Below are 26,642 nucleotides of genomic sequence, written 5' to 3'. Positions count from 1 at the left end.
GGTTTATGGAGCGGATACTGATGAATGGGACGCGCAGCCAGAAGAGGTCCGAAAGTGGGACAACCAGTACGAGACCGTGGTGGTTGAGGAAGCGGTTCTGGTAACTCATCCTGCTATTGGGGACGCGCCACCTGTGGTGGAGGTAATTAAGCCGGCTATCATGAAGTCGACGCTGATCAAGGCAGCCGGGCAAGAGGTCGTAACTCCTGCGCTTGAAGCAGGAAGTCGCTACGGAATTCGATATGAAGAGGCTCTTGTCCTAGAAGCAGCTCTCATGCGTAGGACTACCAAACGGCTTGAGGAGCGCCTTGCTCTCATTGAGTCGGGTGTCTGATGGATGTACTAATGCGTGGATGATGGCTCTGCAGCAGCAGAGCCAGCCATTTCACCGAGCGGGAACCCTGGAAAGAAACCTCTCGCACGTTTGGAAAAGTACGATATCCGCTCCGATGTCCTTGCATTGGTCAAAATCAACTTCATAAGACCATATGAAATGGAACTCTTTGAATAAAGCAGCAAAGAATGGACTCATACCCCAAGATGGACACATTGAGAAAAATGAGTTTCCGTAAACAACTATTTTCTTGTCAATTGGGGCGTTATTATTCCTAAAAGAAACTTGGCTTCCCAAGTGTCTCGGTGGATTTATCAACTCTTTTATTTTATGTATTTTTGACTGATCTAAGAATCCATTTTTAAAGTCTGGAGCGTGAAGATGCTCTCCGATCTTTTTAGGGAATTTTATTCCTAGGTCTCCTACTTGCTTAACTACAGATGTAGGAACTATAGAGTTTTCAATATTTATATTGCTCATTCCAAGCCTAGATAGCACAATATCAGTAACGCAAGCGTTTCCAGCAATTGTAAAATGGCTGTCATTCCTTCTGAAAACTGAACCAGAAACATCAGGATTTCTTAATTCGTTTATAGGTATCAATAGGTCTGCATCACAGTTTGCAAAAATGAGGCTTGATAGAGCATAAGATATGGATGAGTTTAGTTTTTCGGGGAAATATTGTGGCAGCAATGTTAGCTTATTTGGAATTACCAAATGCAATATCTGAATTCCAAGAGAGTCAGCTTTACGCTGGCGCATCTCAATTAGCGATGCCCAACTTTCCCCTAAGCCATATTGATCTGGCTCCATATATGCTGTTTTGTATTGATTGCCTCCTTCATAAATAAACAGCCAAGCGTCTCTGCCGATCACTGCAGTTCGGTCATCTGTGACCTTGCCGACTCTTGGGCCAGTGAATTCGTCGCTCATGATGGAAGCGTATTCGCTGAGAGGGTTTTTCAAAAATCTCGAAAGCATCAAGTGCCTCCTTCCGCTGGAGTCTATGCACGCATTCTACTTTCAGTATCAGCTTGCCGCCATCCTATCGGTCGGTGGTTTCACAAAATTCAAGCCTGATTAGGCTCTCATATTTCTTTCAATGCCCGCCAAGCGCGGGCTTTTTTTCGCCTGGAGAAACCATGGCCAGACTCACCGAATCCCAGGCCGGAGGCGCGAATGTGCTCCGGTTTCTGGATCTGATCGCTTTTTCCGAAGGCACCTCGACCGTGAAAGCCAGCGACGATGGCTACAACGTGCTGTACGGCGGAGGGCTGTTTCAAGGCTATGTCGATCACCCGCGCCGCAAGCTCACTTTTCCCATCAACGGCAAGCCGGTCACCAGCACGGCCGCCGGGCGTTATCAGCTGCTCGAGCGGTACTGGGACGCTTACCGCTCTAGCCTACGGCTGTCCGGCGGGTTCACTCCGGAGAATCAGGACCGGGTAGCGCTGCAGCAGATCCGCGAGCGCCGTGCCCTCGACGATATCAAGGCCGGCCGCATCCAGGAGGCGATCGCCAGGTGCTCGAACATCTGGGCCAGCTTCCCGGGCAACAGCTATGGGCAAAACCCGCACCGCCTGGACAAGCTGCTCGGGCGCTGGGTGGAGCTCGGCGGAGCGCTGGCATGAACTGGCTGGCCGCTGTGCCTGCCTGGTGCTGGTGGTTGATCGCGCTGGTGCTGGTCGCTGGCGGACAGCAGTACCGCGTGGTGGTCGCCCAGGGCGAGACGGCCGAGGCCCGAACCGAACTGTCCGACTACCGCCTGCAGGTAGCTGAGCGCGACCGGCGCGCCGCGGCCCAGGCCAGAACCGAAGAACAGCGCCGCCAAGCCGTGGCGGACAAGGAGGGCGAGAGTGCACGACAAAAACTGGAACTGGCCCAAGGCCGCGCCGCTGCTGCTGAGTCTGCTGCTGGCGGGCTGCGCGGGGAAATCGACCGACTGCGCGCCGGCCGAGCAGCCACCTGCGGTGCCATCGCTACCCAGCAGCGCCAGGCAGGAACCTCTGCCGTCGTGGTGCTCGGGGGATTGCTTGAAGAGTCTGACCGAATGGCGGGCAGCTGCGCAGCAGCGCTTGAGCGAAGCCGAATAGCAGGCCTGGCGTGCGAGGCAGTGATTGACGGCATTAAGGCGAGTCGCTGACCGGCTGTTGCCTGAATCGGACGACCCATAAGATACTGTATCCATATCCAGTTATCGGCCAGCCACCATGCCTTCAACCATGCCCTCAGAAACTGACCACCTGCAGGTCTCCATCGACGATTTGCTCAAGCTGCGCGCGCCCAACGTTTACCTGGTCAAGGTGGAGGGCGATAGCATGCAGGGGGCCGGCATCTATACCGGTGACCTGCTGATAGTCGATCGCCTGGCTGAGCCAAAGTCTGGCAGCATCATCATCGCCGCGCTGAACGGAGATGCCACCTGCAAGCGGATGATGATCCGTGACCGCCAGGTAGTGCTGGTGCCGGACAACCCCAAGTTCCCGTCCAGGTACATCATGGAGGGTGACCAGTTCGAGGTTTGGGGTGTGGTGACTCACAGCATTCGGGATCACGACCGGTCATGACTGGGGCGGGACAGTCCTGGGACACCGGTTGTCCCAAATAGGCATGAACTACCAGCACCAGCACTTAAGCGTTTTCCCATGTATTCCGGGGCTTGCAGGCCAAACCCCAGCAAAACCAAGGGGGTCATAACGGATTGCAAATCCGTCTACGCCGGTTCGATTCCGACCTCGGCCTCCACCATTCGAAAGCCCCGCAGATTAACGTCTGCGGGGTTTTTATTTGCGCGTCAAAAAATGCCAAACGTTCCTAAATTAATGGCAGCCCTACGGCTAATGCCTGTCAGTTAAGCGTTACTGGGGCTGCTTTGCAGCCCTTCGCGGGCACGCCCGCTCCCACACGTTTCAAGCGCTGAACTCAAGAAATGCGCGCCCCCCTGTGGGAGCGGGCGTGCCCGCGAAGGGTCGCAAAGCGGCCCCAAATTACGTAACTGACAGGCATTAGCCCTACGCCTGATTGCGTACTGCTGAGCCCCGGCCAAGACGCTGTCTTGCGCCCCTTACGAGGCGCACGTGCGGGCTGGCCGAAATCAAGCTGTTGCTGGCATGCTTGTCTGCGCACGAAAGGGAGCAAAGGGTGCCCGTAATGAATCGTTCTTGCACTACCTACTATTTGGAAATGACTTCGGCTTCAGACCTGCAGGCGAAGCCCCAGCGGCATGACCTACAGATTATCGAGTGCGAAGTGCCTCAGGCGCTATTCAACAAATTCCTCTACCAGCTCGTAGGCGCGTCCTGGGAATGGGGCGATCTTGATACCTGGCGTGACGCCGATTGGCAGGCACTCGTTGAGCAGGATTGCCATCGAACGTGGGTTGCCTACCACCGAGGTGCAATTGCCGGCTACTACGAGCTTTATCGTCCCGATGGCCGTAACAGTGAGATCCGATATTTCGGGCTGGCGCCGCAGTTCATAGGGAGCGGGTTCGGCGGGGCGCTGTTGAGCCACGCCGCCCTATCTGCATGGGAGTGGCCTGGCACAGAGCGGGTATGGGTGCACACGTGCACACTTGACCATCCTGCTGCCCTTCAAAACTATCAAGCACGGGGATTTCGCATTTACAAGCAGGTGGAGGAAGCAGGCTAATGAGCGCCTGCGAAGCGGGAAGCCCGGCTACCCGCTTCAAAACCCCAGGTCCCCCTGATGGTCCCGATCATTGGCAGGTTCTATCAACTCCGCCCCCTCGTTGCGAACATTGCCCACTGCTTTTCCAACCGGAAACCAGCGGAAATCCTGTGCGGGGCGGCAGCCTTTTTCGATGATCGTCGCCGCACGTTCCGCCGATGTGGCGGGGTCCAGCCATTCCCTTGCCAGTTGCGGCGTCAGCACCAGAGGCTTTCGGTCGTGGATGTCGATAAGCCCCTGGTCTGCGGCTGCAGTGATGATCACGAAGCCATCGCGCTCATCCGGTGCCACGCCGTGGTGCACCTCTGCCAGCGCCGCAAAGAAAAGCGGGCCGCCGTCGGCACTGGTGATGTAGCAGGGCTGCTTGCGCTTTGGGTCCGCTGGGTCCGCGAGCCACTCAAACCAACCATTGGCAGGCGCCAGGGCTCTGCCGTTCGGCCAAAGTGCCTTGAAGAACTTACCTGTCACTGCCGTCTCGGCTCGAGCATTGATCGGATCCGGGCGCTTGCCTTTGGCCCAGGCAGGCGACCAACCCCACTTGACCCGATCCACGTACAAACCGTCACCACGCTGGCGAACGAGTTCCACGCGCGTGGACGGCGCAACGTTGTAGCGGTTGATCGGCTCGTGGTCGTAGCCATTGATCACCACCAGGTCCAGCGCGAGCTGGCGCAGGTAGTGATCCATCGACTCGTAGATCGAGTAGCGCCCGCACATAATCCACCTCTCGTCCGTCAGAATTTTCGCCGTGCGTGATTGACCGCATGCCCAATGCCAGATTTACTGTATATGCATACAGTTTGCATTGGACCTTCCGTCATGACCATCACCTATCTCGGTCCGCCGACTGGCGGCACCGAATCCTTCCCGCAGTACTCGTTCCACGTTCCGGCCGGTTTCCCTTCGCCTGCCGCAGACCACCTGGAAGGCCATATTTCCCTGGATGAGCTGTTCGACATCCGCGCACCCCATGTGTATCTGGTGAAAGTTGAAGGCGACAGCATGCAAGGCGCTGGCATCTACTCAGGTGATCTGGTCATCGTAGACCGTGGCCGTGAGGCGGAGCACGGCGACATCGTCATTGCCGCGGTCAACTGCGAGCCGGTGTGCAAGCGCCTGCACCGCCGCGACGGGGTGGTGATCCTCAAGTCTGAAAACCCCGCTTACCCGGCGCGGTACATCATGGAAGGGGATGACTTCGTGGTATGGGGCGTTGTGCGTTACAGCGTTCGTGACCATGCGCAGTGACCCGGTTTTCGCGCTCATCGACTGCAATGCGTTCTACGCGAGCTGCGAGCGTGTGTTCAGGCCCGACCTGGCCAAGACCCCGATCGTGGTGCTGAGCAACAATGACGGCTGCGTGATTGCCAGGTCATACGACGCAAAACCCTTCGTGAAGATGGGCGAACCGTATTTCCAGGCCAAGGACAAATTACGCCGCCACGGCATCAAGGCCTTCAGCAGCAATTACGCGCTGTATGGCGACATGAGCGAGCGCGTCATGTCGCTGATCGAGTCGATGGTGCCTGCCGCCGAGGTCTACAGTATCGACGAGTGCTTCGCTGACCTGTCCGGAATTCAGGGCGACCTGACTCTGTTTGGGCGAAATGTGCGTTCAAGAGTCTTTCAATGCACGGGCATCCCGGTTGGCGTTGGCATCGCCGGTACGAAGACGCTCGCCAAGCTGGCCAACCATACGGCCAAGCGCATACAGGCCCAGACGGGCGGGGTTGTGGACATTACCGATGCGTTCAAGCGCGACTGGGTGCTCCGCAATACCAAGGTGAAGGAGGTGTGGGGTGTTGGCCGGCGCATGGCCGCCCACTTCGAGGCAATGGGCATTCATACGGCGATGGACCTGGCCAGGGCCGATGCCTGGACGCTGCGACGCAAGTTCAGCGTGGTCGTGGAGAAAACGGCCCGGGAGCTGGCCGGTACGCCCTGCCTTGAGCTGGATGAGGTCGAGCCGCCGAAGCAGGAAATATGCTGCAGCCGCATGTTCGGCAGGCGGCTTGCTGACCTGGCGCCGATCAAGCAGGCAGTGGCCACCTACGTTGGCCGTGCGGCGGAAAAGTTGCGTGCCCAGGGTTCGCTGTGCAAGCGCATGCGCGTCAGCATACGCACCGGCATGTTCAACCCGCAGGAGCCACACCACGCCCAGGGAGCATTGGTGGAGCTGCCCTATCCGACCTGCGACACACTGCTCATGACCGGGCTGGCTACGGCAGCGGTCGAGCAAATCTTCCGCCCTGGGTTTCGCTACAGCAAGGCCGAGGTGCTGTTGATGGACCTTCGACAACCGGGCGAATTTTCAGAAGATCTTTTTGCCCTGAAGCAGTCGGTGGCGTGCGACCGATTGATGGCGGTCATGGACGACATCAATGGGCGCTGGGGGAGGGGTACAGTGCGCACTGCCAGTGTGCCCGCGGTGCCGGATTGGGGCATGAAGAGGGAGATGATGAGCCAATCCTACACGACGCGAATTGACCAGTTGTGGAAGGTAAAATGCTGAGTCGCGCCTCGGCTTGAGTTCTCCGCAGGCTAAAAGCCTGCGGAGGGTCGTCGGTTAGCTCAAAACCCTGTTTGACCGTTGTTGTACAGGATGGTGTAAGAGTCATCGGTTCTTGGCTCTATCATGATGGGCATGCCGAACAGCTCGCCTCGGCATTGGCATTCACTGATCTTGCAGCGAGGCACATCACCTCGCCTGAACGCCCTCCATAAGGCCTCATCGTGTATCAGGATGCGCTTGACCAAGTTCCCTGGCGCCTCGCTGACCTGCGCAACGTAGTGGTCAAGATCACAACCGAAATACGGTATGGTAACTTCTTGTACAAAGCCGATATTCACGCCATGCTTCTCGAGATCCTTCCTGATACGCTCGATCACCTCTTCTGCTTCACTTTTTATCATGATGGGTATCTCACGTTGCGTGTGTTCATCAAGAACTTTAGCTCACGCGGCGGTGATGCCCTGTCACTCTGTCGGATTTTTGTGCGCAGCAGCGAGTAACGTAGCGCTAGCCTTCCGGCAGGCTCGTTCCACAGATGAATTCCTTCGACCCCAGCCGGTGTGACCCATGCTCGACCACATAGCCCGCGCCGCGCCGCCGCGCCTCTGCCTGTGCTGTTTGCCGGTCGGCATAGACATCGACAAAATGCCAGGGGTAGCGGTCTCTTAGTACACCCCATCCAAGCACCCAGCCTGGACGGTTGGGGTCTTGGGGAAGAATTCTGGCCAGGCTGCGAATGGTCATTGCTGTCTCCTGCAAGTACAAGCCGTACAGACCATTCAAAACCCTCACGTCGAACAGTGCGAGATTTTTCTTTGAACCTGGTATGCCGGTGATCGGTCAGCTTCACTGAAGGGAGTGGTCTGTATCAGGGTATTTCCCAGCGTACTGTTGAAATGTTTCTCAGCTATGGTTGAACGTAAGCGATGTTCACCAACGACGGAGTCAGGAATGGATTATTCCAGCATGGTTGAATCGTTGGACAAGATTCTCAAAGAAGCGGCTGCCGATTGCCCGCATGAGGGTGGGCCGGCCGCCCAAGTGTTTGCCGGTGCTGGCAATCATCAATGTATTCGTAGCCATGCGTGCGCAACGTCGCCACTCGTGGACGGGGTGACCCCTTTGCTACAGGGCATGAACGCGCGGTCGAACTTGAGTGTTGCCCCAATGGGCAGAAACTGACCGGTGGAAGCGAAGCCCGCAACGGATTGTCTGCGGGCTGTGCAGTGGTAATGTTCGGCGCGTAGTCAGCAGGTCAACCTTCGAACTGGATCACCATGCGGCCTTTGATCTTGCCTTCCAGCATCTCGTCGAAGATCTGGTTGATGTCTTCGATCGGCCGGAGTGTCACCTTGGGCACGACTTTGCCTTCAGCGGCAAACTGGAAGGCCTCCTGCAAGTCCTGGCGGGTGCCCACCAGCGAGCCGACTACTTCGATGCCGTCCAGTACCAGGCGGGGGATGTTCAGGTTCATGGCTTCGGAGGGCAGGCCGACCGCAACCAGGCGGCCACCGGCACGCAGGGCGTCTACCGCCGAGTCGAACGCGGCTTTGGCTACTGCCGTAACCACGGCTGCATGGGCACCACCGGTCTTGGCCTGAATGACTTTCGCTGCATCCTCGGTGCGGGGGTTGACCACCATGTCGGCGCCCATCTCGCTGGCGAAGCGCAGTTGCTCGTCGTTGACGTCGATGGCAATCACTTTGGCGTTGAACACATTCTTCGCATATTGCAGGGCCAGATTGCCCAAGCCACCGAGGCCATAGATGGCGATCCACTGGCCGGGGCGAATGTTGGAGCTTTTCACGGCCTTGTAGGTGGTGACGCCGGCGCAGGTGACGCTGCTGGCCGCTGCAGAGTCGAGGCCATCAGGCACCTTGACCGAGTAGTCGGCCTTGACGATGCAGGCCTCGGCCATGCCGCCGTCGACGGTGTAGCCGGAATTCTTCACTTCGCGGCACAGTGTTTCGTTGCCACTGGTGCAGTATTCGCAGTGCCCACAGCCCTGGTAAAACCAGGCAACGCTGGCGCGGTCGCCGGGCTTGAGCGAAGTGACACCGGGGCCTACCTCCTGAACCACCCCAATGCCTTCGTGACCCAGCACGACACCGGTCTTGTCACCGAAGTCGCCATTTTTGACATGCAGGTCGGTATGGCATACCCCGCAGCATTGCATCTTCAGCAGCGCTTCGCCGTGTTCCAGTGGGCGCAGGGTTTTCTCGACAACGTCCACGCGACGGCCTGGCGCAACAACAGCAGCTTTCATAGGAGCCTCCGTGTCTATCCGAATGAGCTTGAGTGATGGCCGGATCAGCATAGACCTTGCGCGCGAGGGGAAAACTGCTCCAGATCATGAGGGTGAGCAGCCACAGGCTGTCGAACAAAGAAAAGCCCGCGGCAAATGTGCGGCGGGCTGCAAGAACGTACGGAGCGGGGTCAGTGTGCGCAAGCAGATGTCGGTATTTCGTGAAGCGCAGGTGATCAACCTGTCATTTGGGGCGCAGTCATTGGCGGGGCGAAAAAAAGCCCGCCATGAAGGCGGGCAAGCAACGTTTGAAGGGAGAGCCTGCAGATTGGGCTGGTGGCATTAACGGTGCATTAATAGCCCCCATTGACCCGGCACCTCGATCGGCCTATACAGGCCTGCCAAACACTTCAGGAGCCAGCATGCGCGACCAAGACGACCTTCACGAGCCGGAACACGATCATCTGCTCGATCACGAATTCCTCTATGGCGACGACGTGGAACACGAGGCGGACGCCCAGGGCGCCGAGGATGAGCTGGAGGAAGACGAAACGCCGGGTGACTTCGATGACCTTGATGAAGAGCGGCTCGAGCATCCGGCGTGGTTCGATGACTGCGACGACTGACTCAGCGCCCGTCTACGGAGAAGCGCCCAGGGCCGCTCACGGCCAATAGCAGCAGGCCACCCATAATGGCCATGTTCTTCAGGAACTGGGTCATGTTGGCACTGCGTTCGGGGTCGACCATGTTCCAGAAAGGGTGGCCGATCAGCGCGGTTCCCAGCACGAACAGCGCGAACAGCGCTGCCAGTGGCCGGGTATAGAAGCCAACGATCAGCAGGATGGCGACCACGAACTCCATCAGTACCGCAATTGCGGCCGCCAGCATCGGGGCGGGGGCACCCAGGGAGGTCATGTAGGCGACGGTCCCGTCGAAACCGGTCAGTTTGGCCCAGCCTGACAAGACGAACAGGATCATCAACAGCACGCGGGCAAGCAGGATGATGATGTCGCGTTGACCATCGAATAGGGAGTAGCGCATGGCAGCGTTCCAGTGGACGAATGTATGCTCCACTTTAGCAGCTGCGCAAAACATTGCTGCCAGACGCTAAAAAGGCGCCATGCAGGCGCCTTTTCAGGGGAATTTGGTGCGAGTGGCGGGACTCGAACCCGCAAGGCTCACGCCGACAGATTTTAAGTCTGCTGTGTATACCAATTCCACCACACTCGCACGCTTGAAGGGGTCGTGAACGACCGGCTCGCTTCTAAGCAGAAGGGCTTTGCAATCAAGCGCGCTTTATAACCCATTGTTATAGTTGAGTCAACCGCAGCACCTATGATCTACAGATGAGAGGGCAGTTGTAATGGGCAATTGACACGTTGCAGTCATTAAGCCACTGTTACCGATTGGTTGGATCCAAGAGTGTCAAGGGATGGCTCAAGGCTGGGCACACCGGGTTACGTTCATTTTTTCCTTCCTGCTGTGCCAGTGGAGTATGCATGGTTTCAGCTGATAGCATCGACCACCCCGACATGCCCGCCCACCGTTATGAACAGCTGGTTCAGTCGGTGGTGGACTATGCCATCTACATGCTCGACCCTTCTGGGCATGTGGTGTCGTGGAATGCAGGCGCGCAACGGATCAAGGGTTACCGCGCCGACGAAGTGGTTGGCCGGCATTTTTCGCTGTTTTTTACCCCGCAGGACTGCGCTGACGGCCGCCCTGAGTGCCTGCTGCGCCAGGCGCTCGAGCAGGGTGTGGCACAGGATGAAGGCTGGCGGGTACGCAAGGATGGCACGCAGTTCTGGGCGTTGGCCGCACTGGATGTGATTCGCGACGAAGACGGCCAGATCGTCGGGCTTGCCAAGGTCACCCGTGACATTACCGACCGTCGTGAGTCTGCCATGCAACTGGATGCCATGCGCGCCCAGCTGTTCCAGGCGCAGAAACTTGAGGCGCTTGGCCAGTTGACCGGTGGCCTGGCGCACGACTTCAACAACATGCTGACCATCATTCTCAGCTCGGCACGCCTGGCGCAGACTACCCAGGACCCGGTGCGGGCGCAGCGCATGCTGCAGCACATCATCGATGCCGGGCAGCGCGGCACCGAGCTGACTCAGCAATTGCTCAGCTTCGCCCGCCACCGCCAGCTCGATGTGGCCAGTGTTGCACCGGCTGCCCTGGTTGCCGCCACCCGTGGCCTGCTGGAGCATGCGTTACCCAGTGCGATCACGCTGACGGTGGTACTGCAACCGGACCTGCCGCTGATCGAAGTCGATGCCGGGCAGCTGCAAATGGTCTTGCTCAACCTGTTGTTCAATGCCCGCGACGCCATCACCGGCAATGGCCATATCGACCTGAGGGTGGAGCTGGTCGAGTTGGCCGGCGAGGTAGAAGGGCTGCACGGCCGCTTTGTGTGCTTTGGGGTGGAGGACAGTGGCGAGGGTATCGCGCCCGAAGTGCTGCCACGCATCTTCGAGCCATTTTTCACCACCAAGCCCTTTGGCAAGGGTACTGGCCTGGGCCTTAGCCAGGTGTACGGCTTCGCCAGGCAGAGCGGTGGCGCTATTTGTGTCGATAGCGCGCCGGGTCGTGGAACTTGCATGCAGCTTTATCTGCCAATGTATCAGAATCAGGCACTCAGCCCACTCGACAGGTAGACAACATGGCACGGGCACTCAGGCGGCTGATAACGGGCATCGACGGGCTCGATGCGTTGCTCAGGGGTGGCCTGGTGGCTGGCGCCTCCTACATCGTTCAAGGGCCACCGGGTGCCGGCAAGACCATTCTTGCCAACCAGCTGGCCCATAACCACGTGCGTGACGGTGGTCGGGTGCTGGTGGCTACCTTGCTCAGCGAGTCACATGAACGCTTGTTCCAGTACCTGTCGACGCTCGCGTTCTTCGACCCGGGGTTGATTGGTGACCAGATCCAGTTCGTCAGCGCTTTCGACACCCTGGAGCAGGAAGGGCTGGAGGCTGTGGTGCGCTTGCTGCGCCAGGAAATCGCCCGGCAAAAGGCCAGCCTGCTGATCGTCGACGGTGTGCTCAATGCCCGCGCCCGTGCACACACCACGCTCGACACCAAGAAGTTCGTCTCCGAACTGCAAGGCCACGCGGCGTTTGCGGGTTGTACGGTGTTGCTGCTGACCAGCGCCCGGCTGGAGGAGGGGAGCCCTGAGCACACCATGGTCGATGGGGTCATCGAGTTGGGTGAGCAGTTACTGGGCAGCCGTGCCGTGCGCCATGTCCAGTTACGCAAAACCCGCGGCAGTGGGGCGTTGTCGGGGCGCCACGAGTGCCTGATCGACGAAGCCGGCATGCACGTGTTTCCGCGCCTGGAAGCGCTGTTCAGCCAACCCAGCCAGGTCGCCGGCGGCAATGTGGGGCGCGTCACCAGCGGGGTACCCACGTTCGATGAAATGCTCGGCGGCGGGCTGGCGAACGGTTCGGTCAGCTTGTTGATCGGCCCGTCCGGTATTGGCAAGAGCTCGTTGTGCCTGGCATTTCTTGGCGCCAGTACCGCGCAAGCGCCAGGCTTGCATTTCGGCTTCTATGAAACGCCCGAGCGCCTGCGCAGCAAGGCCGCATCGCTGGGGTACGACTTTGCCGCGATGGAGCAAAGCGGCAGTTTGCAATTGTGTTGGCAACCCACCACAGAGGGGTTGCTCGACCAAGTGGGCGCGCGGCTGCTGGAGCGGGTCGCCGCACTGGGCAGCAAGCGCGTGGTGATCGACAGCCTGGGGGCATTCAGCCGCCTGGCCACCGACCCGGCCCGCCTCAATGCCTTCTTTCGCGCGTTGACCGGTGAGCTGCGCGCGCGCGGCGTCAGCGTGATGCTGACCTGGGAAATGCGCGATATTTTCGGCGCCGAGATCAGCGCACCGGCGCCGGACCTGTCGAGCATCGTCGACAACCTGATGCTGATGCGCTTTGTGGAACTGGACTCGCAGCTGCGGCGTATGCTGTCGATCCTCAAGGTGCGTGACAGCCACCATGACCCGGCCTTGCACGAGCTGCTGATCGGGCCCCAGGGCATAACGCTACACAAGGCATTCGCCGGCAACAGCGGGGTGCTTTCGGGTACGCCGGTGCCGCAGGACGGCGGGTGACAGGCGGGGCAATGAACACCATTCTGATCGTCGATGACGAATACCTGATCGCCGATATCCTGGCCTTCGCCCTGGAGGATGAAGGTTACGAGGTGAAAAAGGCCATCAACGGCAAGAAGGCGCTGGAAATGCTTGTGGCCGAGAGCGTGCAGTTGGTGATCACCGACTACATGATGCCGGTGCTCAATGGCGAGGAGCTGGTGCGCGCCATGCGTGACTGCTCGGCGCTGCGCGAGGTGCCAGTCATTCTCATGAGTGGCGCACAGGCCAGCCAGGTCTGTCCTGCCCTGTTCAAGGCCATTTTCGACAAGCCATTCGATATGGACAAGATGATTGCGAAGGTGCGTGAGCTACTGAAAGCCTGAGCCTGCGGCCGAGCGCATCCATGCGCTTGGTCAGCCGGGATTCACTGTGAATCGTCGTGCTTTTCCGGGGCTGGGCTGCCGGCCTGGATACGCTTGAAGATCTCTTCACGATGGACCTGTACATCCTTCGGTGCATCGATACCGATCCTCACCTGTATCCCTTTTACGCCCAGAATGGTGACTTTGATGTCATCATTGATGACGATACTTTCGCCAACCTTACGGGTGAGTATCAGCATGTAGTTCTCCTTGGTGATAATAAAGTCCGCATGGCTAACTGCCGCGGCGGCGGGAGCGGGTCCCTGTTCCTTCTCATTAAAGACGCTTTCGGCGGATAGTAATTCCCCGACAGAAAAATTCTGTTGCGTACCTTCACTTGCAGGTGCCAAAGCAAACCGTCAGCGATTTGTCGGCCAAGGTGCTCGGTGGCAAGAATAGGGCCGTTGGCGGCCAATGGGAAATTTCTTCGCATCATGGATTAAATAGACAGGCTTAATGACCGTCCTGTTCCTCTAGGGCTTGAAGAAATACCAGCAAAGCCACCTCTTCAGGGTCCAGGCCTTTGCGTATGCGGTGCTTTGGCAAGTCCGCCAGGCGGCCCAGGGCGTAGTGTTCGAGTACGGCGGGGTGGATGTAGCAGCGGCGGCAGACCGCCGGGGTATTGCCCAGGCGCGTGGCCACCTGGCGAACGATGGCGGCCACCTGGCGTTTGGCCTCGGCCTCCGGTTCCCAGGCCAATGGCCTGAGCAGGTCCAGCGCCAGGCTGCTGCCAGCCCAGGTGCGGTAGTCCTTGGCGGTGAAGTCGGCACCTGTGAGTTGCTGCAGGAACTGGTTGACCTCGGCCGAGCCGACGCTATGGCGCTGGCCGTCGGCATCCAGGTACTGGAACAGCGCCTGCCCGGGCAGTTCCATGCAGCGCTTGAGCAGGTTGGCCAGGCGCCGGTCATTGAGGGTGACGTTGTGCTCGACACCGCGCTTGCCGCGGAACTGGAAGCGAATGCTGCTGCCCTTGACCTCTACGTGGCGGTTGCGCAGGGTGGTCAGGCCGTACGACTGGTTGTCGCGCAGGTAGCGCTGGTTGCCAATGCGGATCAGCGTGTGGTCCAGCAGGCTCACCACCAGTGCCATGACCTTTTCCCGGTCCAGCCCTGGGCGTGCCAGGTAGGTTTCCAGTTGTGCGCGCAGTTTCGGCAAAACCTGGGCGAAGGCCAGCATGCGGCCGTACTTGTGCTGGTCGCGCAGTTCGCGCCATTGCACATGGTAGCGGTATTGCTTGCGGCCACGCGCATCACGGCCGGTGGCCTGCAGGTGGCCCTGGGGGTCGGCACAGATCCACACGTCGGTGTAGGCCGGGGGGATCACCAGGGCGGCAATGCGCGCCAGGGTGTCCTTGTCGCGGACCCGTTCGCCATCGGCGTCCAGGTAGATGAAGCGGTCGCGCCAACGGCGCCGGGCCAGGCCTGGCTGGCTGTCTTCGACATAGTGCAAACTGCGCGGCAGAGGGCAGTCGAGCATGGTGTTTGGCCTCGATCAGATCACTGATCAATGGACAACACGCGTGTCAGGTATGCTCAGCCCAGTAGCGCCACCGATTTGATCTGGGCGTACACGACCTGCCCTGCGTGCAGGGCGAGCTGCTCTGCCGAAAACCGGGTAATGCGCGCGAGCAGCAGGTTGCCGCCAGCGTCCAGGCTGACCAGTACATGCGCCGGGTTGGCCGCGGGGCGGGTTTCGCGCACCTGTACCGGCAAACGGTTGAGGATGCTCGAGGTGCTGTCAGCTGTCAGTGCCAGGCTTACGTCACGCGCCTGCACCTTGACCCGCAAGGTGTCGCCCATGGCCCGGGCGGCATGGGCGATGCGTAGCAAGGGCCCATGTTCGCCGGGCAGGCGCAGGTCGAGCAGGTCGTAGCGCGGGTCGTGCCCCACCACCCGGCCTTCGAACACCACCCCGGCGTCATCGTCCTGGGCCAGCGGCAGATCGAGGCGGGCGAGGGTTTCGCCAATGGGGCCGCTGGCCACGGCTCGGCCGTGTTCCAGCAGCACCAGGTGGTCGGCCAGGCGTGCCACCTCATCTTGTGCGTGGCTGACATACACCAGCGGGATGTCCAGCTCACCGTGCAGGCGTTCCAGGTACGGCAGTATCTCGCGCTTGCGTGGGCCGTCGAGGGCGGCCAGCGGCTCATCCATCAATAGCAGCTGCGGGCTGCTGAGCAGGGCGCGGGCGATGCCAACCCGCTGCGCCTCACCACCCGACAAAGTCGCCGGGCGGCGCTCCAGCAAATGGCCGATACCCAACAGCTGGCTGGCCTGGCCCAGGCTGACTTTGCGTTCGGCGGCCGCCAGGCGGCGCCAGCCGAATTCCAGGTTGGCGCGCACCGACAGGTGTGGGAACAGGCTGGCCTCCTGGAATACATAGCCCACCGGGCGTAGGTGGGGAGGGCGGAAATAACCACGGCTGCTGTCCTGCCAGACCTCGCCGTTGACCTCGACATAGGCGTTGGCAGCCCGCTCCAGCCCCGCCAGGCAGCGCAGGCAAGTGGTCTTGCCAGAGCCGGACTGACCGAACAGGGCGCTGATGCCGCGGCCGGGCAGGCGCAGGTCTACGTCCAGGGTAAAGTCGTCACGTGGCAGGTTCAGGCGCGCCACTATCGATGCAGTCATCTCAGCTCCAGCCGGCTTTACCGCGGCGCCCGGTGTACAGCAACAGCAGCACCAGGAACGAGAACACCAGCATGGCGCCGGCCAGCCAGTGTGCTTGTGAATATTCCATGGCCTCGACGTGATCGAAGATCTGTACCGAAACCACGCGCGTCTTGTCGGGGATGTTGCCACCGATCATCAGCACCACACCGAATTCGCCCACGGTGTGGGCAAAACCGAGAATGCTGGCGGTGACGAAACCGGGGCGTGCCAGCGGCAGCACCACATGGAGGAAGCAGTCCCACGGGCTGGCGCGCAGGGTGGCCGCGACCTCCAGCGGGCGCTGGCCGATGGCGGCAAAGGCGTTCTGCAATGGCTGGACCACGAAGGGCATGGAATAGACGGTCGAACCAATGACCAGGCCGGTGAAGCTGAACACCACGGTGCCCAGGCCCATGGCCTGGGTGGCCTGGCCGAGCCAGCCGTGGGGGCCGAGGGCGATCAGCAGGTAGAAGCCGATGACGGTCGGTGGCAGCACCAGCGGCAGCGCCACCACCGCGCCCACCGGCCCGCGTAGCCAGGAGCGCGTGCGCGCCAGCCACCAGGCGACCGGCGTGCCGATGATCAGCAGGATCACCGTGGTCAGGCTGGCCAGTTTGACGGTCAGCCAGATGGCACCCAGGTCACTGGCATCCAGCGGCATCAGATTTCATAACCGTAGGACTTGATCAGGGCGGCGGCCTTTGGCCCCTTCAGGTATTCGATCAGGGCCTTGGCGGCAGCGTTGTCCTTGCCTTTGTCGAGCAGTACGGCGTCCTGGCGGATCGGGTCGTGCAGGTTGGCCGGTACGATCCAGGCCGAGCCTTGGGTCACTTTACCGTCCTTGAAGATTTGTGATAGCGCGACAAAACCCAGTTCGGCATTGCCGGTGGAGACGAACTGGAAAGCCTGGGTGATGTTCTGGCCTTCGACGATCTTGCCTTTGGTGGCCGCGGTAAGCTGCAGTTTGTCCAGTACCTGGGTGGCGGCCAGGCCGTATGGCGCGGCCTTGGGGTTGGCGATGGCCAGGTGGCTGAATGCGTTTTGTTTCAGCACCTCGCCCTTGGCGTCGACGTAGCCTTCTTTCGCCGACCACAGCGCCAGGGTGCCGATGGCGTAGGTGAAGCGTGAACCGGGGACGATCTGCTTTTCTTCCTCGAGCTTTTTCGGGGTTGTGTCATCGGCGGCAAGGAACACCTCGAAGGGCGCGCCGTTCTTTATCTGGGCGTAAAACTGCCCCGTGGCGCCGTAAGCCGCGACCAGTGTATGGCCGGTGTCGTGTTCGAAGTCCTTGGCAATGGCCTGGATGGGCGCCGTGAAGTTCGCCGCGACGGCCACTTGAACCTCGTCGGCCCAGGCGGTATTGAAGGCAAACAGACTGGCCATGGCAGTGAAGGCCAGGTGAGACGGGCGGATACGCATGCAGGCAGCTCCTTGAGGTATCGTTATATTCATAACTATATAGCGATAGGCCAGTTGCCGGGAAGGGCTGCGGGGTGCATTCACAAGGATGGTGTGATTGCGGGCTAACGAAAGGTTGCCGCAGGCTGCGCAGGCGCGGGCTACCCGGCAACCCTGGCCAGTGCCTTGGCCGCGATCTCCCGGGTCAGCGCCTCGGCCGGCATAGGCCGCCCCAACCGCAACGCCTGCCCTGACCACAAGTTGCTGAAGTCGCTGTTGCCCTGCGGCTCGGTGATTGCCCTTAACGGCATCAATGCCCCGCCCGCCAGCGGAAACGCTGGTGCCAGCGCGCTCATCGGCCCCAGCTCGCGCATGATACGGTTGTTGATGCCGCGGGCCGGGCGGCCGGTAAACAGGTTGGTCAGCGCCGTGTCACTGGCAGGCGCACTGTCCAGCGCCTGCCGATGTGCTGGCGAAACCTTGGCCTCGGGGCAGAACAGGTACGCCGTGCCGATCTGCACGGCAGATGCGCCCAGGGCCAGGGCCGCCACCAGGCCGCGATGGTCAGCGATGCCACCGGCGGCGATGACCGGCAGGCGGACCGCGTCGGCCACCTGCGGTACCAGGGCAAAGGTGCCGATCTGGCTGGTGATGGCGTCGCTGAGAAACATGCCGCGATGGCCGCCGGCTTCATAACCCATGGCGATGATGGCGTCACAGCCGTTGCGCTCCAGCCAGACGGCCTCTTGCACGGTAGTGGCGGTGCAGAGCACCTTGGCACCGCTGGCCTGTACCCGTTGCAGCAGGTCGGCCTGGGGCAAGCCAAAGTGGAAGCTCACCACTTCCGGCCGCAGTTGTTCGACCAGTTGGCAACTCGCCTCATCGAAAGGCGCACGGTTCGAGACCGGGGTGGGCGCCGCGAAATCCGCCCCCACTTCGCTGTAGTAGGGGGCGAGCGCCTGCTTCCAGCGCGCGTCGCGCTCGGCGTCGGGCGCGGGTGGCTGGTGGCAGAAAAAGTTCAGGTTCAAGGGGCGCCCCGGGCAGCCGGCGCGGAATGCAGCAATTTCGGCGCGCACCTGCTCACCGTTGAGCATGGCGCAGGGCAGGGCGCCCAGGCCGCCGGCCGAGCCCACCGCAATGGCCATGGCCGAGCCGGTTGCCCCCGCCATGGGGGCCTGCAGAATGGGCAACTCGATGCCCAGTAGGTCGAGGATGCGGCGGTCGGGCCAGTGGCGCATGCGAGGTCTCCTTGCGCTGGGCGAACGGTGCGGCGGCGGCTACTACAGGGCCTTGCTGACCTGAATGTCGCTGATCTTGTCGGCGTCTTCACCATGGATTTTGCGCAAGGCTTCGAGGGCTTGCGCCTGCGAGGCGTCGGGCATCAGCGCGAAGTCCCAGCGACGCTGGCCGTCGAGTTTGTATTTGATCACGTACTTGATGGTCTGGGTCATGGTGGCCTTATCTGAGTTTCGACGACGAGCGACGGATGATCTTGATCTTGTGGGTCAGGGTGGGCTTGCGGGTAACCGAGATCGGGCGGGTGGTCACGGTATCGATGGTGATATTCCAGAACCCGGTGCTGGGCACGGTGATCTTCGCCGGAAACTTCTCGAAGTGGCCGCCGTGGTAGGTATGACGGCCGCCGTTCTTGAAGCTGCGGAAGTTGGCGTCGTTCATCAGGCGGATATTGCAGCGCTGGGAACACTCGATGACGACGATGTCGTCCTCATTGAGGTGCTCGCGCTGGTGTACGAATTTCATGTGATGCTCCGCAAGGTTTGGTTCAGCAAAGGCAAAAGATACCACGATGTGCCGTTATACTGCCGCGCTGTTCGCCGGGCTTGGATAATTCTGCCAAAGCACGGAGCAAAACTGCCTGACGGTGGTCGAACGGGGTTCGTACAAGTTGAGGTAAGACAGATGAAGTGGATGGTGGCCGCGTTGACACTGGCACTGGGTGGCTGTGTCAGTGTTTCCGAGCTGGAGCAATCGCATGCGACCCTGGATGTGATTTCTGGCAAGACGCCCCGCGAGTATGCCGATTGCGTCAAGGCGCAGCTTGCCGACAGCCGTGACCCACTGGTGGAAGAGCGGCGCGGTGACGGCCTGCGCCTGACGGTGCCGCAGAAGCTGACAGCAGGTGCTGGCCCGGCCGCCCTGCTGGATATCGATGAGCGTGGCGGCGGCAGCAGCATCAAGCTGCATGAGCGGCTGAGCAACTTCCCGCTGCGCCTGGGCGATGTGCGCACGGCAGCTACCCGCTGCATCTCGGGGAGTTGATCTGAGGCAAGTAAAGGGCGGTTAATGGGCTATTTGCCATCAGATCGGCCGGCCTGACGTTGTTGCGATTTCCCCGACGGGGCTAGTATCCATTTGCTTATGTTTTTTAAGCCTAAGCTTATAACAAAAGAAATGGAGATTCGTGATGACACCGTTGAGTCGCGTCGTGATCGGCAGCCTGCTGATCCTGGCCTGGCCCGGGGCGCATGCCGCCGATGGCCAGAAAATTTTCACCCAAGGCGGGGCCAACCCCGCCGCCCTGGCCTGCCTGGGTTGCCATGGCCCGGACGCCAAGGGCATCGCTGCGGCGGGCTTTCCGCGGCTGGCCGGCCTGCCGGCTGCTTACCTCAGCAAGCAATTGCATGATTGGCGCAGTGGCAGCCGCAAGCAGGCGGTGATGGAGCCGTTGGCCAAGGCCCTGAGCGAAGAGGAAATCACCGCCGTCAGCAGCTACCTGGCCAGCCTGCCGGCAGTCGAGGTCGTCGATGGGCGCCGCCAGCAGATTGCCGGCGACCCTACCACACGCCTGGCCCTGTACGGCGACTGGAACCGGCATATCCCTGGTTGCGTGCAATGCCACGGTCCGGGTGGCGGTGGCGTTGGCGAACACTTCCCGCCTTTGGCCGGGCAGCCTGCCAGTTACCTGGTAGCGCAGCTCAATGCCTGGCGCGACGGCAGCCGCAGCAATGACCCGAACCAGCTGATGGTCGGCGTGGCCAAGGCCATGACCGATGACGAGATCAAGGCTGTTGCCGAGTTCTTCGCCCGCCCCGCCAGCCAGGAGGTCAAACCATGAAACCGCTGATCCCCGCTCTGTTGCTGCTGGTTGTGGGCAGTGCCCAGGCCGCGCCTATCGCCATGGAAGACCAGTCGCAACTGAAGGTCCCCGGCAAGCAGGCCGCCCTGCAGTTCACGCCCCCGGCGGAAGACGAGCTGCCCGCCAATGCTTTCGGCAAGATGGTGCGTGAAGGCCATGCCTTGTTCGTCGATACCCGCCGGCTGATGCCCGAGGCGGTGGGCAACGGCATGAACTGCAGCAACTGCCACCTCGACCAGGGGCGTATGGCCCATTCCGCGCCACTGTGGGGCGCGTACCCCATGTACCCCGCCTATCGCAAGAAAAACGACAAGGTCAACACCTTTGCCGAGCGCATCCAGGGCTGCTTCCAGTTCAGCATGAATGGCAAGCCGCCGGCCGCGGACAGCCCGCAGATGACGGCGCTGTCGGTGTACGCGTACTGGCTGTCGACCAAGGCGCCGACCGGCGTCGAAATTGCCGGGCGCGGTTACCCGGAAGTCGCGCAGCCTGCAGGCGGGTACGACTTCACGCGTGGCCAGCAGGTGTACCGCGAGCAATGCGCGATTTGCCATGGTGACAACGGTGAAGGGCAGAAAGTGGCGGGCGAATATGTGATGCCGCCGCTGTGGGGCAAGGACAGCTACAACTGGGGCGCCGGTATGCACCGTATCAACACGGCGGCATCCTTCATCAAGTACAACATGCCACTGGGCAAGCCGGGCAGCCTCAGCGACCAGCAGGCCTGGGATGTTGCGGCATGGATCAACCGGCATGAACGGCCGCAGGATCCCCGCCTGGTAGAAGGCTCTGTCGAGAAGACGCGGGTGAAATTCCATGCCAATGACGGCGTGAACCTGTATGGGCAGAAGGTCGATGGCGTGCTGGTCGGGCAGGGGACCGGTAGCTGACGGGTGCCTGTAGCGAACGCTTGGCGGGTAAACCTGGCCTGCAACGGTGGTTGTGGAAGCAGGTTTACTCGCCAGGAGGCCGCCACAGGCAGGCGTGATTTGTGGTATTTCAATTGCATGTCTGCTGGCGATATTTGCGATCCCTCGGAACTATCTACACTTGCTTATCTCTATCTACCCATCGGTCGGCCGCAGGTCAGGCATTGTAAGGTTTCTGCCGCCTGATTAGACTGCGCCGAATTCCACAGGCCTAGCCTTTTGTAAGGACGTATATGATCAAGAAATGCTTGTTCCCGGCAGCCGGCTACGGTACGCGCTTCCTGCCTGCTACCAAAGCCATGCCCAAGGAAATGCTGCCGGTGGTCAACAAGCCACTGATCCAGTATGGCGTTGAAGAGGCATTGGATGCCGGCCTGAGCGAAATCTCCATCGTGACCGGCCGCGGCAAGCGCGCCCTGGAAGACCACTTCGACATCAGCTACGAGCTGGAAAACCAGATCAAGGGCACCGACAAGGAGAAATACCTGGTCGGTATCCGCCGCCTGCTGGACGAGTGCTCGTTCTCGTACACCCGCCAGACCGAAATGAAAGGCCTGGGCCATGCCATTCTCACCGGGCGCCCGCTGATCGGCGACGAGCCGTTTGCAGTGGTGCTGGCGGACGACCTGTGCGTCAACCCGGAAGGCGACGGCGTGCTGACCCAGATGGTCAAGCTGTACAACCAGTTCCGCTGCTCGATCATCGCCATCCAGGAAGTCGACCCTCAGGAAACCAACAAGTACGGTGTCATCGCCGGTGACATGATCCGTGACGACATCTTCCGCGTTACCAACATGGTCGAGAAGCCTGCACCGGAAGATGCGCCGTCGAACCTGGCGATCATTGGCCGTTACATCCTGACGCCGGATATCTTCGACATCATCAAGAACACCGAGCCAGGCAAGGGCGGCGAAATCCAGATCACCGACGCGCTTATGCAGCAGGCGCAGAACGGCTGCGTGATCGCCTACAAGTTCAAGGGCAAGCGCTTCGACTGCGGTGGCGCCGAGGGCTACATCGACGCGACCAACTTCTGCTTCGAGAACTACTACAAGACTGGCAAGGCTTACTGATACAGCCGCTGCTTGTAGCACCATTGCGATGACTGGGGCCGCTGCGCGGCCCTTCGCGGGCAGGCCCGCTCCTACAGTTACCGCGCATGCCCCTGGTGTGCGCCAACCTGATGGGGGCGGGTCTGCCACGAAGGGCTGCAAAGCGGCCTCAGTGCGTTATGCTGGTCGCCTGCTAGGAGAGAGAACACATGGCATACGATTTTGATCTGTTCGTGATTGGCGCCGGCTCCGGCGGGGTGCGCGCTGCGCGCTTTGCCGCTGGTTTTGGTGCAAAAGTGGCAGTGGCTGAAAGCCGTTACCTGGGCGGCACCTGTGTCAACGTCGGCTGCGTGCCGAAAAAGCTGCTGGTCTACGGTGCGCATGTGGCCGATGAACTGGAACAGGCTGCCGGTTACGGCTGGTCCCTGGAAGAAGGGCACTTCGACTGGGGCACCCTGATTGCCAACAAGAACCGTGAGATCGAGCGCCTGAACGGCATCTACCGTAACCTGCTGGTGAACAGCGGGGTGACCCTGCTGCAGGGGCACGCGCGCCTGACCGGGGCCAATGAAGTGGAAGTGGAGGGCCAACGCTACAGTGCCAGGCACATCCTGATCGCCACCGGCGGCTGGCCGCAGGTGCCGGACATTCCAGGCAAGGAACTGGCAATCACCTCCAACGAAGCCTTCTACCTCAAGAGCCTGCCACACCGGGTGCTGGTGGTCGGCGGTGGCTACATCGCGGTCGAGTTCGCCGGTATCTTCCAGGGCCTGGGCGCGGCTACTTCGCTGCTGTACCGTGGCGACCTGTTCCTGCGGGGTTTCGATGGTTCGGTACGTACCCACCTGAAGGAAGAGCTGGAAAAACGCGGCCTCGACCTGCAGTTCAATGCCGATATCCAGCGCATCGACAAGCTTGAAGACGGTAGCCTGAAGGCCACGCTCAAGGATGGCCGCCAGTTGCAGGCCGACTGCGTGTTCTATGCCACCGGCCGACGCCCGATGCTGGACAACCTGGGCCTGGAAAACACCGGCGTCGAGCTGGACGAGCGTGGCTATATCCGGGTCGATGAACAATACCAGACGACCGCGCCGTCGATCCTGGCCATTGGTGACGTGATTGGCCGGGTGCAACTGACCCCGGTGGCGCTGGCCGAAGGCATGGCGGTGGCACGGCGCCTGTTCAAGCCCGAGCAGTACCGCCCGGTGGACTACCAGAACATCCCCACAGCCGTGTTCAGCCAGCCGCCAATCGGTACCGTGGGGCTGACGGAAGAACAGGCGCTGGCGGCAGGGCACAAGGTGCAGATATTCGAAAGCCGCTTCCGCGCCATGAAACTGACCCTGACCGACATCCAGGAAAAGACCCTGATGAAGCTGGTGGTCGATGCCGACACCGACAAGGTGCTGGGCTGCCATATGGTCGGCCCTGATGCCGGCGAGATCATCCAGGGCCTGGGTATTGCCCTGAAGGCCGGCGCCACCAAGCAGCAATTCGACGAAACCATCGGCGTGCACCCGACGGCCGCCGAAGAGTTCGTCACCCTGCGTACGGCTAGCCGTTGATCTATGCGTTACGTTGAAGGGGCGGGGCAGCCCGCTCCTACAACCGAGTCTTCTATCAAGTACCTCTGGCTATAGCCAAAACCAATCACGAGCATGAGCTTTGCCAATGAGCCTTCAGCGGGATGATTAGTTAGGATTCTATCCATCAACTGATTCCAACCCCATGAAGGAGCGTCTCTCATGCCAATCATCAACAGCCAGGTCAAACCGTTCAACGCTACCGCCTACCACAAAGGCGAGTTCGTGCGGGTCAGCGAAGCCGACCTGAAAGGCAAGTGGTCCGTCGTGTTCTTCTACCCGGCCGACTTCACCTTCGTTTGCCCGACCGAGCTGGGTGACCTCGCCGACAACTACGCCGAGTTCCAGAAGCTGGGCGTGGAAATCTACGGCGTGTCCACCGACACCCACTTCACCCACAAAGCCTGGCACGACACGTCGGACACCATCGGCAAGATCCAGTACCCGCTGATCGGTGACCCAACCCACGTCATTTCGCGCAACTTCGACGTGCTGATCGAAGAAGCTGGCCTGGCCGATCGCGGTACCTTCGTGATCAACCCGGAAGGCCAGATCAAGATCGTCGAACTGAACGACGGTGGTGTAGGCCGCGATGCAGCTGAACTGCTGCGCAAAGTGAAAGCTGCCCAGTACGTTGCTGCCCACCCAGGCGAAGTTTGCCCGGCCAAGTGGAAAGAAGGCGAAGCCACCCTGGCGCCATCGCTGGACCTGGTCGGCAAGATCTAAGGCCATGCGCGCAACAACGCGGGCGGTAGGCAGCCGCCAAAGCTGAACAAGCTACCGCCCCGTCAAACGCCCGGGCGACCTCGCCTGGGTGTTTTTGTATCCGAGTATTGAAGAAGGAATCGCCCGTATGTTGGACGCCACGCTTAAATCGCAACTGAAAACCTACCTGGAGCGGGTCACCCAGCCGATCGAGATCGTTGCCTCCCTCGACGACGGCGCGAAGTCCCGTGAATTGCATGACCTGCTGGTGGAGATCGCCAGCTTGTCCACACTCATTACCCTCAGCGCGGACGGCACCGATGCCCGTCGCCCATCGTTCTCGTTGAGCCGCCCGGGTGCTGGCGCCGATGGCAAAGGTATCAGCCTGCGCTTCGCCGGCATCCCCATGGGCCACGAATTCACCTCGCTGGTGCTGGCACTGCTGCAAGTCGGCGGCCACCCTTCCAAGGCCAGTGCCGAAGTGATCGAACAGATCCAGGCATTGGAAGGCGAATTCACCTTCGAAACCTATTTCTCGCTGTCGTGCCAGAACTGCCCGGACGTGGTCCAGGCGTTGAACCTGATGGCCGTGCTCAACCCCAACGTGCGCCACGTGGCCATCGACGGCGCGCTGTTCCAGGGTGAAGTGGAAGCGCGCAAGATCATGGCGGTACCGAGCATCTACCTGAACGGTGAGTTGTTTGGCCAGGGGCGCATGGGCCTGGAGGAAATCCTCGGCAAGATCGACACCAGCGCCGGTGCGCGCCAGGCCGAGAAGATCAACGCCAAGGACGCTTTCGATGTGCTGGTTGTGGGCGGTGGCCCGGCTGGCGCGGCGGCTGCCATTTACGCAGCGCGCAAGGGCATTCGTACCGGCGTGGCTGCCGAGCGCTTCGGTGGCCAGGTACTCGACACCCTGGCCATCGAGAACTTCATCTCGGTGCAGGAAACCGAAGGCCCAAAACTGGCGACTGCACTCGAAGAGCACGTCAAGCAGTACGACGTCGACATCATGAACCTGCAGCGCGGCGAAGCGCTGATTCCGGCCGCCGACGGCGGCTTGCATGAAGTGCGCCTGGCGGGCGGCGCATCGCTCAAGGCCAAGACCGTGATCCTGGCCACCGGTGCCCGCTGGCGTGAAATGAACGTGCCGGGTGAGCAGGAATACCGCGCGCGTGGCGTGGCCTACTGCCCGCACTGCGACGGCCCATTGTTCAAAGGCAAGCGCGTGGCGGTGATTGGTGGTGGCAACTCGGGTGTTGAGGCCGCCATTGACCTGGCCGGTATCGTTGCCCAGGTGACGCTGATCGAATTCGACAGCCAACTGCGCGCCGACGCGGTGTTGCAGCGCAAGCTGCACAGTTTGCCTAACGTGAAAGTGATCACCAGTGCGCTGACTACCGAGGTGCTTGGCAACGGCGAGAAAGTCACTGGCCTGCGCTACAAGGATCGCGCCACGGACGAGCAGCATGAAGTCGCGCTGGAAGGCATCTTCGTGCAGATTGGCCTGTTGCCGAACACCGATTGGCTCAAAGGTACTGTCGAACTGTCACCGCGCGGCGAGATCATTGTCGATGCCAAGGGCCAGACCAGCATTCCAGGGGTGTTCGCTGCGGGGGACGTGACCACCGTGCCGTACAAACAGATCGTGATTGCGGTGGGTGAGGGGGCCAAGGCTTCGCTGGCGGCCTTCGACCACCTGATCCGGACCTCGGCACCGGCGTAAGCCTGGGCTGGCCCTGCCTTCGAAGGCGGAGCAACTGTCTTTCTCAAAATTTGAAAAGCCTGCGCGATTCACCTGTGGGAGCGGGCAAGCCCGCGAAGCAGGCGACGCGGTGTCTGGCACCGGCTGCGCCGGTGTTCGCGGGCATGCCCGCTCCCACAGGGGCCAGCGCTCGCAAGGCATCAAACCTAGGCTGTCTATGCTTACGGCATCC

At 60.7% G+C, this 26,642-nt stretch carries 34 protein-coding genes and 1 tRNA gene; 20 read left to right on the top strand and 15 right to left on the bottom strand.

Annotation, left to right across the window (positions count from 1 at the left end):
• The coding region (locus GYA94_RS27745) for a tail fiber domain-containing protein (protein ID WP_167524233.1) at window positions 1-334 on the top strand (334 nt) is incomplete at its 5' end.
• 51 nt (window positions 335-385) lie between these two features.
• On the opposite strand, the gene GYA94_RS21705 is transcribed toward GYA94_RS27745, so the two are convergent.
• Entirely contained in the window at window positions 386-1,315 is a 930-nt protein-coding gene (locus GYA94_RS21705) for an alginate O-acetyltransferase AlgX-related protein (RefSeq protein WP_161893083.1), read from the bottom strand.
• A gap of 161 nt (window positions 1,316-1,476) precedes the next feature.
• Here GYA94_RS21705 and GYA94_RS21700 point away from each other — a divergent pair, with 161 nt between their 5' ends.
• The 4 genes from GYA94_RS21700 (at window position 1,477) to GYA94_RS21685 (ending at window position 3,985) form a co-directional block, all read left to right on the top strand.
• Window positions 1,477-1,965, top strand: a complete 489-nt coding sequence (locus GYA94_RS21700; protein ID WP_161893082.1) for a glycoside hydrolase family 24 protein — start codon at window positions 1,477-1,479, stop codon at window positions 1,963-1,965.
• The gene (locus GYA94_RS21695; RefSeq protein WP_161893081.1) at window positions 1,962-2,477 is read left to right on the top strand and encodes a DUF2514 family protein; all 516 of its coding nucleotides are present in this window, start codon (window positions 1,962-1,964) and stop codon (window positions 2,475-2,477) included. The genes GYA94_RS21700 and GYA94_RS21695 overlap by 4 nt, the downstream gene beginning before the upstream one ends.
• 79 nt (window positions 2,478-2,556) lie before the next feature.
• Complete coding sequence (locus tag GYA94_RS21690; RefSeq protein WP_235575255.1) at window positions 2,557-2,901, top strand: LexA family protein; 345 nt, start codon at window positions 2,557-2,559, stop codon at window positions 2,899-2,901.
• A 583-nt stretch (window positions 2,902-3,484) separates the two neighbouring features.
• The gene (locus GYA94_RS21685) at window positions 3,485-3,985 is read left to right on the top strand and encodes a GNAT family N-acetyltransferase (RefSeq protein ID WP_161893080.1); all 501 of its coding nucleotides are present in this window, start codon (window positions 3,485-3,487) and stop codon (window positions 3,983-3,985) included.
• Window positions 3,986-4,021: 36 nt separating this feature from the next.
• Here the strand turns inward: GYA94_RS21685 and GYA94_RS21680 are convergent, their stop codons facing one another.
• Window positions 4,022-4,741 carry an SOS response-associated peptidase family protein gene (locus tag GYA94_RS21680; protein WP_161893079.1) on the bottom strand — a complete coding sequence of 240 codons (720 nt, stop codon included), beginning with the start codon at window positions 4,739-4,741 and terminating at the stop codon, window positions 4,022-4,024.
• Window positions 4,742-4,843: 102 nt separating this feature from the next.
• On the opposite strand from GYA94_RS21680, the gene GYA94_RS21675 reads away from it, so the two are divergent.
• Together GYA94_RS21675 and GYA94_RS21670 are read left to right on the top strand one after the other, a co-directional pair.
• Complete coding sequence (locus tag GYA94_RS21675; protein ID WP_009682126.1) at window positions 4,844-5,272, top strand: LexA family protein; 429 nt, start codon at window positions 4,844-4,846, stop codon at window positions 5,270-5,272.
• Window positions 5,262-6,536, top strand: coding sequence for a Y-family DNA polymerase (locus GYA94_RS21670; RefSeq protein ID WP_110676986.1), 1,275 nt, complete (start codon window positions 5,262-5,264; stop codon window positions 6,534-6,536). Before GYA94_RS21675 ends, GYA94_RS21670 begins: the two co-directional genes overlap by 11 nt.
• 59 nt (window positions 6,537-6,595) lie before the next feature.
• Here the strand turns inward: GYA94_RS21670 and GYA94_RS21665 are convergent, their stop codons facing one another.
• Window positions 6,596-6,937, bottom strand: coding sequence for a hypothetical protein (locus GYA94_RS21665; protein WP_110676984.1), 342 nt, complete (start codon window positions 6,935-6,937; stop codon window positions 6,596-6,598).
• Between the two features lie 106 nt (window positions 6,938-7,043).
• Window positions 7,044-7,280 carry a hypothetical protein gene (locus GYA94_RS21660; RefSeq protein ID WP_161893078.1) on the bottom strand — a complete coding sequence of 79 codons (237 nt, stop codon included), beginning with the start codon at window positions 7,278-7,280 and terminating at the stop codon, window positions 7,044-7,046.
• A gap of 207 nt (window positions 7,281-7,487) precedes the next feature.
• On the opposite strand from GYA94_RS21660, the gene GYA94_RS21655 reads away from it, so the two are divergent.
• Window positions 7,488-7,718: a hypothetical protein gene (locus tag GYA94_RS21655; protein ID WP_161893077.1), complete on the top strand. Its 231-nt coding sequence runs from the start codon at window positions 7,488-7,490 to the stop codon at window positions 7,716-7,718.
• A gap of 73 nt (window positions 7,719-7,791) precedes the next feature.
• Here GYA94_RS21655 and adhP read toward each other — a convergent pair whose 3' ends face one another.
• Entirely contained in the window at window positions 7,792-8,802 is a 1,011-nt protein-coding gene (gene adhP, locus GYA94_RS21650; RefSeq protein WP_110676982.1) for an alcohol dehydrogenase AdhP, read from the bottom strand.
• A 10-nt stretch (window positions 8,803-8,812) separates the two neighbouring features.
• On the opposite strand from adhP, the gene GYA94_RS21645 reads away from it, so the two are divergent.
• The gene (locus tag GYA94_RS21645; RefSeq protein WP_146226817.1) at window positions 8,813-9,127 is read left to right on the top strand and encodes a hypothetical protein; all 315 of its coding nucleotides are present in this window, start codon (window positions 8,813-8,815) and stop codon (window positions 9,125-9,127) included.
• 76 nt (window positions 9,128-9,203) lie between these two features.
• The gene (locus tag GYA94_RS21640) at window positions 9,204-9,407 is read left to right on the top strand and encodes a hypothetical protein (RefSeq protein ID WP_029886325.1); all 204 of its coding nucleotides are present in this window, start codon (window positions 9,204-9,206) and stop codon (window positions 9,405-9,407) included.
• A gap of 1 nt (window position 9,408) precedes the next feature.
• Here GYA94_RS21640 and GYA94_RS21635 read toward each other — a convergent pair whose 3' ends face one another.
• On the bottom strand, window positions 9,409-9,822 hold the full coding sequence (locus tag GYA94_RS21635; RefSeq protein WP_009681230.1) for a DoxX family protein: 414 nt from the start codon (window positions 9,820-9,822) through the stop codon (window positions 9,409-9,411).
• A 104-nt stretch (window positions 9,823-9,926) separates the two neighbouring features.
• Window positions 9,927-10,011: transfer RNA gene (locus tag GYA94_RS21630), tRNA-Leu, on the bottom strand.
• 269 nt (window positions 10,012-10,280) lie between these two features.
• Here GYA94_RS21630 and GYA94_RS21625 point away from each other — a divergent pair.
• The 3 genes from GYA94_RS21625 to GYA94_RS21615 are packed head-to-tail and all read left to right on the top strand — an operon-like array spanning window position 10,281 to window position 13,257.
• Entirely contained in the window at window positions 10,281-11,441 is a 1,161-nt protein-coding gene (locus GYA94_RS21625) for a two-component system sensor histidine kinase NtrB (protein ID WP_161893076.1), read from the top strand.
• A 5-nt stretch (window positions 11,442-11,446) separates the two neighbouring features.
• Window positions 11,447-12,892 (top strand): ATPase domain-containing protein, encoded by a 1,446-nt coding sequence (locus GYA94_RS21620; RefSeq protein ID WP_161893075.1) that lies wholly within the window; start codon window positions 11,447-11,449, stop codon window positions 12,890-12,892.
• A gap of 11 nt (window positions 12,893-12,903) precedes the next feature.
• Window positions 12,904-13,257 carry a response regulator gene (locus tag GYA94_RS21615; protein ID WP_110676976.1) on the top strand — a complete coding sequence of 118 codons (354 nt, stop codon included), beginning with the start codon at window positions 12,904-12,906 and terminating at the stop codon, window positions 13,255-13,257.
• 41 nt (window positions 13,258-13,298) lie between these two features.
• Here GYA94_RS21615 and csrA read toward each other — a convergent pair whose 3' ends face one another.
• From csrA to GYA94_RS21580, 8 genes are all read right to left on the bottom strand, one after another.
• Entirely contained in the window at window positions 13,299-13,496 is a 198-nt protein-coding gene (gene csrA / locus GYA94_RS21610) for a carbon storage regulator CsrA (RefSeq protein WP_161893074.1), read from the bottom strand.
• A gap of 253 nt (window positions 13,497-13,749) precedes the next feature.
• Window positions 13,750-14,772, bottom strand: coding sequence for a DNA topoisomerase IB (locus GYA94_RS21605; protein WP_161893073.1), 1,023 nt, complete (start codon window positions 14,770-14,772; stop codon window positions 13,750-13,752).
• Between the two features lie 56 nt (window positions 14,773-14,828).
• Entirely contained in the window at window positions 14,829-15,920 is a 1,092-nt protein-coding gene (gene modC / locus GYA94_RS21600) for a molybdenum ABC transporter ATP-binding protein (RefSeq protein ID WP_161893072.1), read from the bottom strand.
• 1 nt (window position 15,921) lies between these two features.
• A complete protein-coding gene (gene modB / locus GYA94_RS21595; protein WP_054905758.1) occupies window positions 15,922-16,602 on the bottom strand; it encodes a molybdate ABC transporter permease subunit in 681 nt (226 codons plus the stop codon).
• A complete protein-coding gene (gene modA, locus GYA94_RS21590; RefSeq protein WP_238706637.1) occupies window positions 16,602-17,324 on the bottom strand; it encodes a molybdate ABC transporter substrate-binding protein in 723 nt (240 codons plus the stop codon). Before modA ends, modB begins: the two co-directional genes overlap by 1 nt.
• A 176-nt stretch (window positions 17,325-17,500) precedes the next feature.
• Window positions 17,501-18,577, bottom strand: a complete 1,077-nt coding sequence (locus GYA94_RS21585; RefSeq protein ID WP_161893071.1) for an NAD(P)H-dependent flavin oxidoreductase — start codon at window positions 18,575-18,577, stop codon at window positions 17,501-17,503.
• 42 nt (window positions 18,578-18,619) lie between these two features.
• Window positions 18,620-18,790 (bottom strand): hypothetical protein, encoded by a 171-nt coding sequence (locus GYA94_RS27740; RefSeq protein WP_165944137.1) that lies wholly within the window; start codon window positions 18,788-18,790, stop codon window positions 18,620-18,622.
• Between the two features lie 7 nt (window positions 18,791-18,797).
• Window positions 18,798-19,100, bottom strand: a complete 303-nt coding sequence (locus GYA94_RS21580; RefSeq protein WP_003250918.1) for a DUF1883 domain-containing protein — start codon at window positions 19,098-19,100, stop codon at window positions 18,798-18,800.
• Between the two features lie 159 nt (window positions 19,101-19,259).
• On the opposite strand from GYA94_RS21580, the gene GYA94_RS21575 reads away from it, so the two are divergent.
• The 7 genes from GYA94_RS21575 to ahpF all read left to right on the top strand — a co-directional run bounded on the left by GYA94_RS21575 (window position 19,260) and on the right by ahpF (window position 26,431).
• A complete protein-coding gene (locus GYA94_RS21575) occupies window positions 19,260-19,619 on the top strand; it encodes a hypothetical protein (protein ID WP_161893070.1) in 360 nt (119 codons plus the stop codon).
• Between the two features lie 145 nt (window positions 19,620-19,764).
• The gene (locus GYA94_RS21570; protein WP_054913447.1) at window positions 19,765-20,415 is read left to right on the top strand and encodes a c-type cytochrome; all 651 of its coding nucleotides are present in this window, start codon (window positions 19,765-19,767) and stop codon (window positions 20,413-20,415) included.
• Window positions 20,412-21,326, top strand: coding sequence for a c-type cytochrome (locus GYA94_RS21565; protein ID WP_110676967.1), 915 nt, complete (start codon window positions 20,412-20,414; stop codon window positions 21,324-21,326). The genes GYA94_RS21570 and GYA94_RS21565 overlap by 4 nt, the downstream gene beginning before the upstream one ends.
• 272 nt (window positions 21,327-21,598) lie before the next feature.
• Complete coding sequence (gene galU / locus GYA94_RS21560) at window positions 21,599-22,438, top strand: UTP--glucose-1-phosphate uridylyltransferase GalU (protein ID WP_009683182.1); 840 nt, start codon at window positions 21,599-21,601, stop codon at window positions 22,436-22,438.
• A gap of 188 nt (window positions 22,439-22,626) precedes the next feature.
• Window positions 22,627-23,982: a glutathione-disulfide reductase gene (gorA, locus tag GYA94_RS21555; protein WP_161893069.1), complete on the top strand. Its 1,356-nt coding sequence runs from the start codon at window positions 22,627-22,629 to the stop codon at window positions 23,980-23,982.
• Between the two features lie 180 nt (window positions 23,983-24,162).
• Complete coding sequence (ahpC, locus tag GYA94_RS21550) at window positions 24,163-24,726, top strand: alkyl hydroperoxide reductase subunit C (protein WP_161893068.1); 564 nt, start codon at window positions 24,163-24,165, stop codon at window positions 24,724-24,726.
• 127 nt (window positions 24,727-24,853) lie between these two features.
• Complete coding sequence (gene ahpF, locus GYA94_RS21545; RefSeq protein WP_161893067.1) at window positions 24,854-26,431, top strand: alkyl hydroperoxide reductase subunit F; 1,578 nt, start codon at window positions 24,854-24,856, stop codon at window positions 26,429-26,431.
• The last annotated feature ends 211 nt before the right edge of the window (window positions 26,432-26,642 follow it).

Origin of the sequence: Pseudomonas juntendi, from assembly GCF_009932375.1 — a bacterium.
GTDB classification, from domain to species: Bacteria; Pseudomonadota; Gammaproteobacteria; order Pseudomonadales; family Pseudomonadaceae; genus Aquipseudomonas; species Aquipseudomonas juntendi.
The sequence above is the reverse complement of the archived record's forward strand: the minus strand, read 5'-3'. Positions and strand labels throughout refer to the sequence as shown.